At 53.7% G+C, this 13,928-nt stretch carries 11 protein-coding genes; 4 read left to right on the top strand and 7 right to left on the bottom strand.

What is annotated here, in order from left to right; genetic code table 11:
* Positions 1-27 precede the first annotated feature (27 nt).
* Positions 28-393, bottom strand: a complete 366-nt coding sequence (gene rnpA / locus ACRPFF_RS05720; protein ID WP_411712781.1) for a ribonuclease P protein component — start codon at positions 391-393, stop codon at positions 28-30.
* A gap of 2 nt (positions 394-395) precedes the next feature.
* Positions 396-530 (bottom strand): 50S ribosomal protein L34, encoded by a 135-nt coding sequence (rpmH, locus tag ACRPFF_RS05715; protein WP_002214728.1) that lies wholly within the window; start codon positions 528-530, stop codon positions 396-398.
* 291 nt (positions 531-821) lie between these two features.
* Between rpmH and dnaA the strand changes: the two genes are divergently transcribed.
* Both dnaA and dnaN read left to right on the top strand, forming a co-directional pair.
* Positions 822-2,369 carry a chromosomal replication initiator protein DnaA gene (dnaA, locus tag ACRPFF_RS05710; RefSeq protein ID WP_432674065.1) on the top strand — a complete coding sequence of 516 codons (1,548 nt, stop codon included), beginning with the start codon at positions 822-824 and terminating at the stop codon, positions 2,367-2,369.
* A gap of 79 nt (positions 2,370-2,448) precedes the next feature.
* Positions 2,449-3,552, top strand: coding sequence for a DNA polymerase III subunit beta (gene dnaN, locus ACRPFF_RS05705; RefSeq protein ID WP_432674064.1), 1,104 nt, complete (start codon positions 2,449-2,451; stop codon positions 3,550-3,552).
* A 415-nt stretch (positions 3,553-3,967) separates the two neighbouring features.
* Here the strand turns inward: dnaN and ppk1 are convergent, their stop codons facing one another.
* From ppk1 to ACRPFF_RS05690, 3 genes are all read right to left on the bottom strand, one after another.
* Entirely contained in the window at positions 3,968-6,025 is a 2,058-nt protein-coding gene (ppk1, locus tag ACRPFF_RS05700) for a polyphosphate kinase 1 (RefSeq protein WP_432674063.1), read from the bottom strand.
* Positions 6,026-6,190: 165 nt separating this feature from the next.
* Positions 6,191-6,634: a murein L,D-transpeptidase gene (locus ACRPFF_RS05695; RefSeq protein WP_432674062.1), complete on the bottom strand. Its 444-nt coding sequence runs from the start codon at positions 6,632-6,634 to the stop codon at positions 6,191-6,193.
* A 6-nt stretch (positions 6,635-6,640) separates the two neighbouring features.
* Positions 6,641-7,156 (bottom strand): outer membrane protein assembly factor BamE, encoded by a 516-nt coding sequence (locus ACRPFF_RS05690; RefSeq protein ID WP_432674061.1) that lies wholly within the window; start codon positions 7,154-7,156, stop codon positions 6,641-6,643.
* A 265-nt stretch (positions 7,157-7,421) separates the two neighbouring features.
* Between ACRPFF_RS05690 and leuS the strand changes: the two genes are divergently transcribed.
* The gene (gene leuS, locus ACRPFF_RS05685) at positions 7,422-10,052 is read left to right on the top strand and encodes a leucine--tRNA ligase (protein ID WP_432674060.1); all 2,631 of its coding nucleotides are present in this window, start codon (positions 7,422-7,424) and stop codon (positions 10,050-10,052) included.
* A 166-nt stretch (positions 10,053-10,218) separates the two neighbouring features.
* Here leuS and ACRPFF_RS05680 read toward each other — a convergent pair whose 3' ends face one another.
* Complete coding sequence (locus ACRPFF_RS05680; protein ID WP_432674059.1) at positions 10,219-11,511, bottom strand: M23 family metallopeptidase; 1,293 nt, start codon at positions 11,509-11,511, stop codon at positions 10,219-10,221.
* Positions 11,512-11,590: 79 nt separating this feature from the next.
* Here ACRPFF_RS05680 and ACRPFF_RS05675 point away from each other — a divergent pair, with 79 nt between their 5' ends.
* Positions 11,591-12,559 (top strand): hypothetical protein, encoded by a 969-nt coding sequence (locus tag ACRPFF_RS05675; protein WP_432674084.1) that lies wholly within the window; start codon positions 11,591-11,593, stop codon positions 12,557-12,559.
* Between the two features lie 176 nt (positions 12,560-12,735).
* Here ACRPFF_RS05675 and dxs read toward each other — a convergent pair.
* On the bottom strand, positions 12,736-13,928 hold a 1,193-nt coding region (dxs, locus tag ACRPFF_RS05670), incomplete at its 5' end, for a 1-deoxy-D-xylulose-5-phosphate synthase (protein ID WP_432674058.1).

The raw sequence follows: 13,928 nt of genomic DNA, 5'->3' as shown, positions 1-13,928 counted from the left end.
CCGCCGGCGTATGCCGTATCGCCCGATTTATGCCTGTTTTTTGCAGTTTGGGTCCGAACCGCCCAGCATGAGCTGCGCCAGTTCTTCCCGTGCCTGTGCCGCAGCGTCCCTGCCGAATTTCCGATGGGCGCGGACAACGAAATCTTGCGGCGGCAGCTTGTTTTTATTTAATCTGAACCAGTCGCGGATAACGCGTTTCATGTAATTCCGTTCGTTGGCCCGTTTGGCTGTTTTTTTACCGACGACCAGCCCGAGGCGGGGGTACCCCAGTCCGTTGCCGTCTGAACGGGAGACTTGCAGAAGGTCTCGGCTGCGGCGTTTCCTGAATGCAAAAACGGATGAAAAATCATCCGTTTTTAACAAGCGGTACTGCCTTCCGAAGCGGTAGTCCAAAATTATACCGCCAGGCGTTTGCGGCCTTTGGCGCGGCGTGCAGCCAATACTGCGCGGCCGCCGCGTGTTTTGGAGCGCACCAGGAAGCCGTGGGTGCGTTTGCGTTTGGTAACGGAAGGTTGATAAGTGCGTTTCATGATGTTTCCTAAAATAGAATGGGTAGATAATTAAACCGTGAATTACACTCCAATTTGCTGCTTTTGTCAATCAATATAGAAACTTTGCAGGAGGATTGCCCGATTTCCTGCAAATTTCTGCCGCCTTTCTGTGGATAAATTTTTGCACGGGTTGTGGATAAAATATCGGCGAGTCGGTATAATCGGTTCGCTGCATTTTGAACCGATGTGTGTTCAACAGATTTGTTTTCTTTTTGAAAATATTATATTTTCTTTGTTTTCGATTTCATTTTTACCGATTCGAGCTTATCTATGACACTAGCAGAGTTTTGGCCGCTGTGCCTCCGCCGTCTTCACGATATATTGCCTCACGGGCAGTTTGCGCAATGGATTGCGCCCCTTACGGTCGGTGAAGAAGGGGAAGTGTGGGTGGTGTACGGTAAAAACCAGTTTGCCTGCAATATGCTTAAGAGCCAGTTTGCCGGGAAAATCGAGGCGGTGATGCAGGAATTGGTGCCTAACCGTGCCGCATTCATATTCAAACCCGGCGAAGGCATACGCTATGAGATGGCGGATGTCGAGGTTGTAGAAAAACCACCCGTGCACGAGGTGCGGGATGAATTGCCGGTGCAGGCGGAGTTGTCGGATGAAATGCCGTCTGAAGGGTCTGCCAAATCCGTACAGGCGAAAACGGCGGCGGATATTTTGGCGGAACGTATGAAAAACCTCCCGCATGAGCCGCGCCATACTGCCGAACCTGCTTCCCGTCCGGAAGCGGAGGTGCTTGCGAAAGCGCGGACGGATGCGCAGCGTGATGCGGAAGAGGCGCGTTACGAACAAACCAACCTGTCTTCGGATTACACGTTTGATACGTTGGTAGAAGGTAAGGGCAACCGCCTTGCAGCTGCCGCCGCGCAGGCGATAGCGGAAAGTCCGGGACAGAGTTATAACCCGTTTTTTCTCTATGGCAGTACGGGTTTGGGTAAAACCCACTTGGTTCAGGCCGTGGGTAACGAGCTGTTGAAAAACCGTCCCGATGCGAAAGTGCGCTATATGCATTCGGACGACTATATCCGCAGCTTTATGAAGGCGGTTCGCAACAATACCTATGACGTATTCAAGCAGCAATACAAGCAATACGACCTGCTGATTATCGACGACATCCAGTTCATCAAAGGCAAAGACCGTACGATGGAGGAATTCTTCTATCTGTACAATCATTTCCACAACGAGAAAAAACAGCTCATCCTCACTTGCGATGTGTTGCCTGCCAAAATCGAAGGCATGGACGACCGGCTCAAATCGCGTTTCTCTTGGGGTTTGACTTTGGAACTCGAACCGCCCGAATTGGAAATGCGCATCGCCATTTTGCAGAAAAAGGCAGAGGCGGCGGGTATCAGCATCGAAGACGAGGCGGCATTGTTTATTGCCAACCTGATCCGTTCCAATGTGCGCGAATTGGAAGGTGCGTTTAACCGTGTCAGTGCGAGCAGCCGCTTTATGAACCGGCCGGTTATCGATATCGATTTGGCGCGTACGGCTTTGCAGGACATTATTGCCGAGAAGCATAAGGTCATTACCGCCGATATTATTATTGATGCCGTTGCCAAATATTACCGTATCAGAATCAGCGATGTGCTCGGTAAGAAACGGACACGAAACATTGCCCGTCCGCGCCAGGTGGCGATGAGCCTGACCAAAGAGCTGACCACGTTGAGCCTGCCGTCTATCGGCGATTCGTTTGGCGGGCGCGACCATACGACCGTTATGCACGGTATCAGGGCCGTGTCGAAACTGCGCGAAGAAGATCCGGAATTGGCTCAGGATTATGAAAAGCTGCTGATTCTGATTCAAAACTGATGGAAAACGTTTTCAGACGGCATGATATTGCACAAGCCGTCCGAAGGGTAAAGATACAAACCGATTCAAAGGAGCGAATATGTTGATTTTACAAGCCGAGCGCGACAGCCTGCTCAAGCCGTTGCAAGCCGTTACCGGCATTGTCGAACGCCGCCACACCCTGCCTATCCTGTCCAATGTGCTGATTGAGGGCAGGGACGGTCAAACCCGGCTTTTGGCAACCGATTTGGAAATCCAAATCGATACTTCCGGTCCGGAATGCAGTGCGGCGGATTTTCGTATTACGACCAATGCCAAGAAATTTCAGGACATTTTACGGGCACTGCCGGCAGGTGCATTGGTTTCGTTGGATTGGGACGACAACCGTCTGACGTTGAAGGCGGGCAAGTCCCGTTTTGCCCTGCAAACCCTGCCTGCCGAAGATTTTCCTCAAATGAATATCGGCGAGGATGTCAGTGCCGTTTTCGAGTTGGAACAGGAAGCCTTCAAGTCCATGCTTTCACAGGTTCAATACAGTATGGCGGTGCAGGACATCCGCTATTATCTCAACGGTTTGCTGATGCAGGTCGAAGGCGGGCAATTGCGCCTTGTGGCGACAGACGGACACCGGCTTGCTTATTCGGCTTGCGCCATTGATGCGGATTTGCCGCGAACCGAGGTTATTTTGCCGCGCAAAACGGTTTTGGAGCTTTTCAAACTGTTGAATAATCCGTCCGATCCGATTCAGGTGGAACTCTTGGACAAACAGGTTCGCTTCCGTTGCAACAGCACAACCATCGTCAGCAAAGTCATTGACGGCAAATTCCCTGATTTCAACCGTGTGATTCCTTTGGATAACGACAAGATTTTCGTGTTGTCGAGGGCGGAATTGTTGGGCGCGTTGGAACGTGCATCGATTCTTGCTAATGAAAAATTCCGCGGTGCGCGATTGTTTTTGCAGCCCGGCCTCTTGAGCGTTGTGTGCAGCAACAACGAACAGGAAGAAGCGCGCGAAGAAATCGAGATTGCCTATCAGGGCGGCGAACTTGAAGTTGGTTTCAATATCGGTTATCTGATGGACGTGTTGCGAAATATTCATTCCGACGATGTGCAGCTTGCTTTCGGCGATGCCAACCGTTCGACCTTGTTTACCGTACCGAACAATCCGAATTTCAAATATATTGTGATGCCGATGCGGATTTGACGGTTTTCCGGAGCGCGATGCCCGTATTGGAGATATGCCCCGAACCGTGCAGGCGGATTCGGGGTTTTGTTCGGCTGTCGGAAAGGTATAGTGGATTAACAAAAACCAGTACAGCGTTGCCTCGCCTTAGCTCAAAGAGAACGATTCTCTAAGGTGCTGAAGCACCAAGTGAATCGGTTCCGTACTATTTGTACTGTCTGCGGCTTCGTCGCCTTGTCCTGATTTTTGTTAATCCACTATAATGCCGTCTGGAATGCGGCGGATTGGGGTTGGGAGCGTATAGGGGAAGTGCTTGTGTGGAAATGGCGAAGGTGTGTTTTTGATTCCAGTCCGCCCTGTTTAGATTGCTGCAAAGCTATGCCGTCTGAAACGGAAAGGTTTCAGACGGCATGGTTTTTGATTGGGGCGGTACGGGTCAGCCTCCGAGCAAATCCCACAAATCGTTTTGCAGGTCGACTTCGGATTTGCCTTCGGCAGGTGTGGCTCTGATATAGCTGCCGTCCGGCTGCATCAGCCATGCATGGGTGTTGTCGTCCAGTGCCATGGTCAGTCCTTCATGTATAACGCGCTTTTTGAGGGTTGGCGTGGTAACTGGCGTTGCTACTTCAATGCGTCGGAAGAAGTTGCGTCCCATCCAGTCTGCGCTGGAAATAAACGTATCGTCCGCGCCGTTGTTGTGGAAGCAGTAAATCCGTGAGTGTTCGAGCTGTCTGCCGACGATGGAGCGGACGCGGATGTTTTCGGACAATCCTTTTACACCGGGACGCAGGGTGCACATGCCGCGCACAATCAAGTCGACTTGCACGCCTGCTGCGCTGGCTTGGTACAGCGCATCAATCACGCTCAGTTCGATAAGCGAATTCATCTTGGCAGTAATCCGTGCCGGCTTGCCTGCTTTGGCGTGTGCGGTTTCCTGTCTGATGCGGTTGATGACCATTTTGTGCAGGGTAAAGGGGCTCTGATAGAGCTTGTTCAGACGGCCGGGTTTGCCCAAACCTGTGATTTCCATAAACAAAGTGTTTACGTCGGCGGTAATTTGGTCGTCGTCGGTAATGATGCCGAAGTCGGTGTAGATGCGCGATGTGCCTTGGTGGTAGTTGCCGGTACCGAGGTGGGCATAACGTTTGAGCACGCCGTCCTCGCGGCGGATGACCAGTGCCATTTTGGCATGAACTTTATAGCCGAATACGCCGTAAACGACGTGTGCACCTGCATTTTCAAGCTGTTGCGCCCAGTTGACGTTGTTGGCCTCATCAAAACGCGCCATCAGTTCGACCACGACGGTAACCTGTTTGCCTGCCAACGCGGCCTTCATCAAGGCGCGTACGAGTTCGGAATTGCTGCCGGTGCGGTAGATGGTCATTTTGACGGCAAGGACGGCGGGGTCTGCGGCGGCTTCGCGTATCATGTGGACGACGGGGTCGAAGGACTGGTACGGATGGTGCAGAAGGATAGGTGCGCGGCGTATCAGTTTGAATATCGAGCCGTTTTTACCCAAGGCTTTCAACCTGCCTTGTGTATGGGGCGGAAATTTTAAATCAGGACGGTCAACCAAATCGGGAACGGCGTTGAGGCGTACGAGGTTGACCGGACCTTTGACTTGGTAAAGTTCGGCAGCGGTCAGTTTGAATTGCGACAGCAGGAAGTCGTGGATGTAGGCAGGGCAGGTGTCGGCGACTTCAAGGCGTACGCCGTCTCCGTATTCCCGATCGTGCAGTTCGTTTTGGATGGCAGCCCGGAGGTTTTTGAGGTCTTCTTCATCGACGGTCAAGTCGCTGTCGCGGGTGAGGCGGAATTGGTGGCAGCCTTTGACCGTCATGCCGGGAAAGAGTTTGCCGACGTGGGCGTGCAGGATGGAGGAGAGGAAGACAAAGCCGTGTCCGCCGCCACACAGTTCGGACGGCAGGGGAACAACGCGCGGCAGGATGCGCGGTGCCTGGACAATCGCCATACCCGAGGGTCTGCCGAATGCGTCTGTGCCGTCGAGTTCTACGGCAAAGTTCAGCGATTTGTTTAGCGGTCGCGGGAAGGGGTGGGAAGGGTCGAGTCCGATGGGGGTCAGAATCGGCAACAACTCACGGTCAAAATAGTCTTCAATCCATTTTTTCTGTGTGTCTGTCCAATTTCGGCGGCGGTAAAAAAAGATGCCTTCTTGTGCCAGTTCCGGTTGAAGGACGTTGTTAAACAGGTCGTATTGGTGCCGAATCAGCGAACGTGCTGCCTTAGTAACGTCCGCAATGGTTTCAGACGGCATTTTCCCGTTGTCCAGCTTGCGCCGGGGATGCAGTTTGTTTTCACGCTTGAGCCACGCCATGCGGACTTCGAAGAATTCATCGAGGTTGGATGAAACGATGCACAGGAAACGCAGACGTTCCAGCAGGGGGACGTTTTTGTCTTCTGCCTGCGCCAAAACACGGCGGTTGAATTCCAGCAGGCTCAGTTCTCGGCAGAGGATGCGGGTTTGTTCGTGCATAAGGTTCTCCTAGGTGCTGTCTGATTGTTCTGTTGGAAAAGGCAGGTAATGCCCCTGAAATCTTGAAGGTGTTTTTAACGTTTTTCAGACGGCATATGCATGGCTTTTATCAGGATTTGGGGCATGATGTGAAAACGGATACCGCTATATACGGTATCCGTCTGTTTAAATTACTTCCAATACAAAATAATGGCGTAGTTTTTCGTATACCGCGTCGCTGACGTTGATGCAGCCGTTGGTCATAATCCTGTCGGACACAACCGAAGATGCGATACGTTCGCTCCGTCTTTCCGACGGTATCTNATTCCAAACGCGGTGCAGGGCAAACAGGAAGTCGCCTTCCTGTTTGAATCCGATAACTTCGCCGCCGTATCCGGGTTTGTCGGTGCTGTTCAGTGTCAAATCAAACTTTCCTTTGGGTGTGGAAACGCCGATAAGGACAGGATGGCACTGATGGTCATCGGCAAAACAGAGTTCCGCTTTGGATGTGTTTACGATGACTTTTTTCTTTTGAATATAGGCACTGACCGCATCCGGTTGCCCCTGTGCATATATGGGAGCAACCATCGATAAGCCGCATAATATCTCTAAAAACAGGCGGAACGGCATATTGGATTATTGGCGGATACGTTTAGGCGTTGCTGGTACGATTTCGCGGATAATGACTTGCGGCTCGGCTTTAGGTGCAGGTGGTGGGCAGACGGCATCTTTCGGGAATACGGGATTCCAGTAGAAGCTGCGGGCAAATTTGTCTTTATCGAAAATCACTTTGTATTGGCAGGTAGTAACGCCTTCCACGCCGTAAGTGTTTTCAGGGTCGATACCTACGCCCGGGGTNTGGAAGTGGAACAGGTAATCCCATTCGTGTACGCCGTACATGCCTTCATCGTAATGCGGGCGACCCAGGATTTTGTAGATGTCGTCTTTGGTCAGGCCGGGGCGCATCTGATCCAGTTCGTCATAAGTCGGGAATGTGCCGCGCTTGTTGTCGAGCGTTACGGAATAGGGTTTTGGGAAGACCGGATTGTCGGTCGTGCCGTCGGCTTTGACGTTGCTTTTGGTTGCGCAGGCAGACAGAACGCCGGCTGCCAATACTGCTAAGCCAAGTTTAACGATTTGTTTTGTTTTCATGTGCAAAGTCCTTTTTGTCTGATACCTGTTTGCCGTCTGATTTGGCAGACTTGTTACAGGAAGTTTAAACGTTTGATTTTGGTTTGTAATATTAGCATAAAAAACGTGCGTATCAGTAAACGCAGTGTATTTGTACGGCATACGGAATGATGCGCGTGCGAATTTACGCATCCTGCCGGCAATTTGCCGATTCGCCGACATCGGCAACCTGTTATAATTCCTCTTTTTAAATTCCTAACGTTTTCAAGCGAAAAACAGAATGACCATGCAAGAACATTACCAGCCCGCCGCCATCGAGCCTGCGGCGCAGAAAAAATGGGACGACGAGCGTATTTTCAACGTCTCCGAAGACGCTTCCAAACCCAAATACTACTGCCTCTCTATGTTCCCCTATCCCAGCGGCAAGCTGCATATGGGGCACGTGCGCAACTACACCATCGGCGACGTATTGAGCCGCTTCAAACTTTTAAACGGCTTCAACGTTATGCAGCCTATGGGTTGGGACGCGTTCGGCATGCCTGCGGAAAACGCGGCGATGAAACACAATGTCGCCCCTGCCGCCTGGACTTACGACAACATCGAATACATGAAAACCCAGCTCAAAAGCCTGGGTTTTGCAATTGACTGGGCGCGCGAAGTCGCCACCTGCAAACCCGAATACTACCGCTGGGAACAATGGCTGTTTACCAAGCTGTTTGAAAAAGGCATCGTCTATCGCAAAAACGGCACGGTGAACTGGGACCCGGTCGACCAAACCGTCCTTGCCAACGAGCAAGTTATCGACGGACGCGGCTGGCGTTCGGGAGCGTTAATCGAAAAACGCGAAATCCCGATGTATTACTTCAAAATCACGGATTACGCCGAAGAGCTGCTCAACGACTTGGACAAGCTGGAACACTGGCCGGAACAAGTCAAAACCATGCAGCGCAACTGGATTGGCAAATCTCGCGGTATGACCGTGCGCTTCGCCGTTTCAGACGACAGCAAACAAGGTTTGGAAGGCGATTACGCGAAATTCCTGCAAGTTTATACCACCCGCCCCGACACGCTGATGGGTGCGACTTATGTCGCTGTTGCCGCCGAACATCCGCTGGCAACAGCCGCAGCCGCCGACAAACCCGAATTGCAGGCATTTATCGCCGAATGCAAAGCCGGCTCGGTTGCCGAAGCCGATATGGCGACGATGGAGAAAAAAGGCGTGCCGACCGGTCGCTACGTCGTCAACCCGCTCAACGGCGACAAACTGGAAGTGTGGATTGCCAACTATGTATTGTGGGGCTACGGCGACGGCGCAGTGATGGCAGTTCCGGCGCACGACGAACGCGATTTCGAGTTCGCCACCAAATACAATCTGCCGAAAAAACAAGTCATTGCCGTCGGCGACAACGCATTCGATGCAGACCAATGGCAAGAGTGGTACGGCGACAAAGAAAACGGCGTATTGGTCAACAGCGGCGACTTGGACGGCATGAATTTTCAGACGGCATTCGACGCCATCGCCGCCAAGCTGCAAAGCCAAGACGCAGGCGAACCGAAAACCCAATACCGCCTGCGCGATTGGGGTATTTCGCGCCAACGCTACTGGGGCTGTCCAATTCCCATCGTCCATTGCGAAAAATGCGGCGACGTACCCGTCCCAGCCGACCAACTGCCCGTCGTTCTGCCCGAAAACGTCGTACCCGACGGCATGGGTTCGCCGCTGGCAAAAATGCCCGAGTTTTACGAAACTGCCTGCCCGTGCTGCGGCGGCGCGGCGAAACGCGAAACCGACACCATGGACACCTTCATGGAATCAAGCTGGTATTTCTTCCGCTATATGTCGCCCAAGTTTTCAGACGGCATGGTATCGGCAGAAGCCGCGAAATACTGGGGCGCGGTCGACCAATACATCGGCGGTATCGAACACGCGATTTTGCATCTCTTGTACGCGCGTTTCTTCACCAAACTGATGCGCGACGAAGGTTTGGTCAATGTTGACGAACCGTTCAAACGCCTGCTCACGCAAGGCATGGTCGTCTGCGAAACCTACTACCGCGAAAACGACAAAGGCGGCAAAGACTGGATCAACCCCGCCGATGTCGAGCTGACGTTCGACGACAAAGGCCGCCCCGTTTCCGCCGTCCTCAAAGCCGACGGCCTGCCCGTCGTCATCAGCGGCACGGAAAAAATGTCCAAGTCCAAAAACAACGGCGTCGATCCGCAAGAACTGATTAACGCCTACGGCGCGGACACCGCCCGCCTGTTCATGATGTTTGCCGCACCGCCCGAACAGTCCCTCGAATGGAGCGACAGCGGCGTCGAAGGCGCACACCGCTTCCTGCGCCGCCTGTGGCGCACCGTTTACGAATACCTGAAACAAGGCGGCGCGGTCAAAGCGTTCGCAGGCAGCCAAGATGGTTTGTCTAAAGAACTCAAAGACCTGCGCCACAAACTGCATTCCACTATCGCCAAAGTCAGCGACGACTACGGCCGCCGCCAGCAGTTCAACACCGCCATCGCCGCCGTGATGGAATTGCTCAACCAATACGACAAAACCGACACCGGCAGCGAACAAGGCCGCGCCGTCGCCCAAGAAGTATTGGAAGCCGCCGTACGCCTGCTGTGGCCGATTGTGCCGCACATTTGCGAAACCTTGTGGAGCGAATTAAACGGCGCGAAACTGTGGGAAGCAGGCTGGCCGACAGTCGATGAAGCCGCCTTGGTCAAATCCGAAATCGAAGTCATGGTTCAAGTCAACGGCAAACTGCGCGGAAAAATCACCGTCGCCGCCGACGCCTCCAAAGCCGACCTCGAAGCTGCCGCACTCACCACCGAAGGCGCGGTGAAATTCATGGAAGGCAAGCCTGCCAAGAAAATCATCGTCGTGCCGGGCAGACTGGTGAACATCGTGGTGTAAAGCCGATTCGAAAATTAATATCCAAAATGCCGTCTGAATCCGAATGGATTACAGACGGCATTTAATTTTAAACAGTACCGTTCCGTATGCTTCACATTCTTATTACACGGTTATCGAGCGTTGTTTTTACGGTATGGATAAATATTGAGAAACCGTACATCTCGGGTTAATCCGTTTGCGACACGGCAACCGGTATGCCGCGTATTGATGCCAGCAGCGCGTCAGCTTTCTGTTTCTGTCTGGCAAACTCCGCTTTGTCTGCCTGCGTCAATTCGGGTGTCGGCAATGCGACCGAGGCAGGGTTGACGGGCTGCCCGTTGATGCGCGCCTCGTAATGCAGGTGGGGGCCGGTCGAACGCCCTGTCGAACCCACGAAGCCGATTACTTCTCCGCTGCGCACATTGCCTTGTGCCTGTGAGAACGCGCTTAAATGTGCATACAGCGTTTCTACACCGTTGGCGTGCTGTATCATGACCGCGTTGCCGTAACCTCCTTTCCAGCCCTTAAATGTGATGATGCCGTCGGCGGAAGCCTTGACCGGCGTTCCAGGAGGTGCGGCGTAATCGATGCCGGTGTGCAGCCTCCACGTGTGCAGGGTAGGGTGCATACGGTAGCCGAACGGCGAAGAAATACGGGTGTAAACCAGTGGTTCGATGTTGAACCCTGTTTTCTGTTGTACGACTGTGCCGTCTTGATCGTAATAGTTGCCGCCTTCCGAACCTTTGCTGCCGGAACGGTAATAAAACGCTTGGTAGCTTGTGCCGCCTTTGACAACTTCCGCCGCCAAAATATCGCTGGTCGCCATTTGTTGACCGTGAAAATACAGGCTGTCGTAGAGCAGGCGCACGATATCTCCTTCCTGAAGGTCTGCAAGGTTGAAACGGCCGGCAAAAATCCCGCTCAAGGATTCGCGGATTTCGACAGGTACTTCCGCCCGAGCCAACGCGCCGCGTGCCGAGGTTTTGACTACGACCGAACGCAGCGTGAGTAATACTTTCATGTCCGCTTCGGAATCTGACCGCCGCCATGTGCCGCCTTTTTTCTCCAGAGCGACAAAATTGCGTTCTCCCTCCTCATCGGTAAAAAACTGCACTTCGCGCGCACTGCCGTCGCTGCCGACTAAAACATGAACCGACTGGTCGGCCCGCAAATGCCGCATATCGGCTTCGCCGCCATATTTTTCCGTGATTCGGGCAATCTCGTCCCGCGCCATACCCGAACGCGCCAGCACGTCCGCCAGCGAGTCGCCCGGCTGCACCGCCTCCTGCACCCAATATGCCGTCTGAACGCCGCTGCCGCCCCAAGACAGCGGCGGCAGTTTTTGTTCCACGCGCTGCGGTCTGACGCGTTCCGTCCTCTCTGTCGAAGCAATGTATGCCGCCGACACCAAAATAATCGTAACGGCAAGCGTACGAAGCGCGTATTTCCGATGCTTTTCCGAAAGCGGAAAGATTGCCATGTTGCTCCTTTTCTACGGCGTTTGTGCCGAATCCTCTATAATGTTGCGTCTAAAACTGTCTTTTGAAAACATTTCAACAATGAAACTCACACTCGCCATCCCTTCGCTTAATTTGGATGAAGACGAAGCCCGTATTCCGTTGAACCTGCCGGCATTCAATACTATGCTGAGATACGGCACGCTGCACCGGCAACGCTGCGCACCATCGTCATTTTACGCACGTTATTTGTGGTGCGGGGAGTTGGCGGAAAATGCGGCGAAAGACCTGAATATGCCGTCTGAAGCCGTTGCGCTTGCCTCTCCCGTCTGGCAAAAGATGGGGATGCATCAGGCAAATGTACTGACGGCGGAATATTTGGACATCGGAAAAGGCGAGGCCGAACGCCTTTGTTTTGACCTGTCTGAATTTTACCGCGACATTTCCTGGCATTTTACGCCCATTCTGCCCGAATTATGGCTGGTTTCCATGCAACGGCCATACCGCTGGGGGGCGAAACCTGTTTTAGATTTGGGCGGATTGTTGGGTGCGGACGATCAGCCGGACGGAGAAGATGCGGTAACGTGGTTGCGCGTCCAAACCGAAATCCAAATGTGGCTGGCCGCGCATCCCGTCAATCATGACCGCAGGAAACGCGGGCTGCCCGAGTTGAACGGGCTGTGGCTTTGGGACGGTCTGAACGGTGGCGGGCAGGGCGGCACGGTTTTTGCCGATACGGTTTGGAGCCGTTTTCATCCGAACCGCCGAGCATTGCCCGACAGCTTCCGAGCTTATGCGGAAACGGCGGCACACCTGCCTGATACGCACCATATCCTGTTTATGGACGATTTGCGCCTGTCCGGACTGACGGGAGACAGGGAGCGGTATGCATCGGTTTTACAGCAGTGGGAAGAACGCTGGTTCGCACCGCTTTACGAATCCGTCCGCACCGGCAAAATCAAACGGCTGGATATCTCCACAGACGGATTAAACGGCGGCACGCTGACGTTTACCGCCGCGGACAGGTGGAAATTCTGGCGCGGTACGAGGAACTTTGACGGAATTTGGTAAGCTTGCCGAACAAAACCGCAACAATGCCGTCTGAAACCGCGTCATGGTTTCAGACGGCATTTTGTCTTGCATGATATCCGGCCGGACAATCATGTTTCCTACTGTTAGGACGAACAAGCCGGCACAGAAACTGTCGGTAAAAAACGCAAGGGTTTCACCTGCCGATAACGGGTGGCTTAGTTTGTCGCATATCGGTCCGGCAGCCATGCACGCACGCGGCGTTCAACCGCTTCGGCACTCAAACCCAAATCGTCCAAAAGTTTTTTCGGGTCGCCGTGTTCGGTTACGGTATCGGCAACGCCCAAAAGCAAGACGGGTTTGCAGATGCCGTGTTTCGCCAATACTTCCAGCACCGCGCTGCCTGCGCCGCCTTGTTCGGCGTTTTCTTCGGCGGTAACGATGTAATCGTGGCTTTGGGCGAGGCGGACAATCAACTCTTCGTCTATCGGTTTGACAAAGCGCATATCGGCGACGGTGGCGTTCAGTTTTTCAGCAACCGCCAATGCGGGGGCAACCATGCTGCCGAAGGCAATGAAGGCGGTTTTCTCACCTTCGCGGCGGATAATGCCCTTGCCGATTTCCACGGTTTCCATGCCGTCTGAAACCGGCGCGCCTGTACCCGTGCCGCGCGGATAGCGGACGGCAGCGGGCGCGTCTGCCTGATAGCAGGTCGAAAGCAGCAGGCGGCATTCGTTTTCATCGCTCGGCGCGGCAACAATCATGTTCGGCACGCAGCGCAAGAAGCTCAAATCGTACAAGCCGGCATGGGTCGGGCCGTCCGCGCCGACGATGCCCGCACGGTCGACGGCAAACAAAACGGGCAGGTTTTGCAGGGCGATGTCGTGCACCAGTTGGTCGTAGGCGCGTTGTAAAAAGGTGGAATAAATCGCCACGACGGGTTTCATGCCTTCGCAAGCCAAACCGCCGGCAAAGGTAACGGCGTGCTGCTCGGCGATGCCGACATCGAAATAGCGGTCGGGGAATCGTTGTTCAAACTCCACCAGTCCGCTGCCTTCGCGCATGGCGGGGGTAATCGCCGCCAATCGGGAATCTACCGCCGCCTGGTCGCACAGCCATTTGCCAAACACTTGCGTATAGGTAGGTTTGGCGGCGGGCTTGGGTTCTTTTTCAGACGGCATTTGCGCCGTGCCTTCTTTGGGCAGGTTGGCGACGGCGTGGTATTTGACGGGATCGTTTTCGGCGAGTTTGTAGCCGTTGCCTTTTTTGGTGATGACGTGCAGCAGTTGCGGGCCTTTGCGGCTGCGCAAGTCTTTCAATACGTCAACCAGATGCTCGACGTTATGACCGTCCACGGGGCCGGTGTAGCGGAAGCCGAAGTTTTCAAACAAAGACAGCGACTGCCTTGCGT

It is taken from the genome of Neisseria sp. SLRRB23, assembly GCF_050896295.1.
Lineage (GTDB): Bacteria > Pseudomonadota > Gammaproteobacteria > Burkholderiales > Neisseriaceae > Neisseria.
This window is presented reverse-complemented; position numbering and strand designations above follow the sequence as displayed.

Excerpts from the sequence above, each read along its gene's own strand:
- rpmH (WP_002214728.1), bottom strand. The coding sequence starts at position 530 with ATGAAACGCACTTATCAACCTTCCGTTACCAAACGCAAACGCACCCAC.
- dnaA (WP_432674065.1), top strand. The coding sequence starts at position 822 with ATGACACTAGCAGAGTTTTGGCCGCTGTGCCTCCGCCGTCTTCACGAT.
- dnaN (WP_432674064.1), top strand. The coding sequence starts at position 2,449 with ATGTTGATTTTACAAGCCGAGCGCGACAGCCTGCTCAAGCCGTTGCAA.
- ppk1 (WP_432674063.1), bottom strand. The coding sequence starts at position 6,025 with ATGCACGAACAAACCCGCATCCTCTGCCGAGAACTGAGCCTGCTGGAA.
- leuS (WP_432674060.1), top strand. The coding sequence starts at position 7,422 with ATGCAAGAACATTACCAGCCCGCCGCCATCGAGCCTGCGGCGCAGAAA.
- ACRPFF_RS05680 (WP_432674059.1), bottom strand. The coding sequence starts at position 11,511 with ATGGCAATCTTTCCGCTTTCGGAAAAGCATCGGAAATACGCGCTTCGT.
- ACRPFF_RS05675 (WP_432674084.1), top strand. The coding sequence starts at position 11,591 with ATGAAACTCACACTCGCCATCCCTTCGCTTAATTTGGATGAAGACGAA.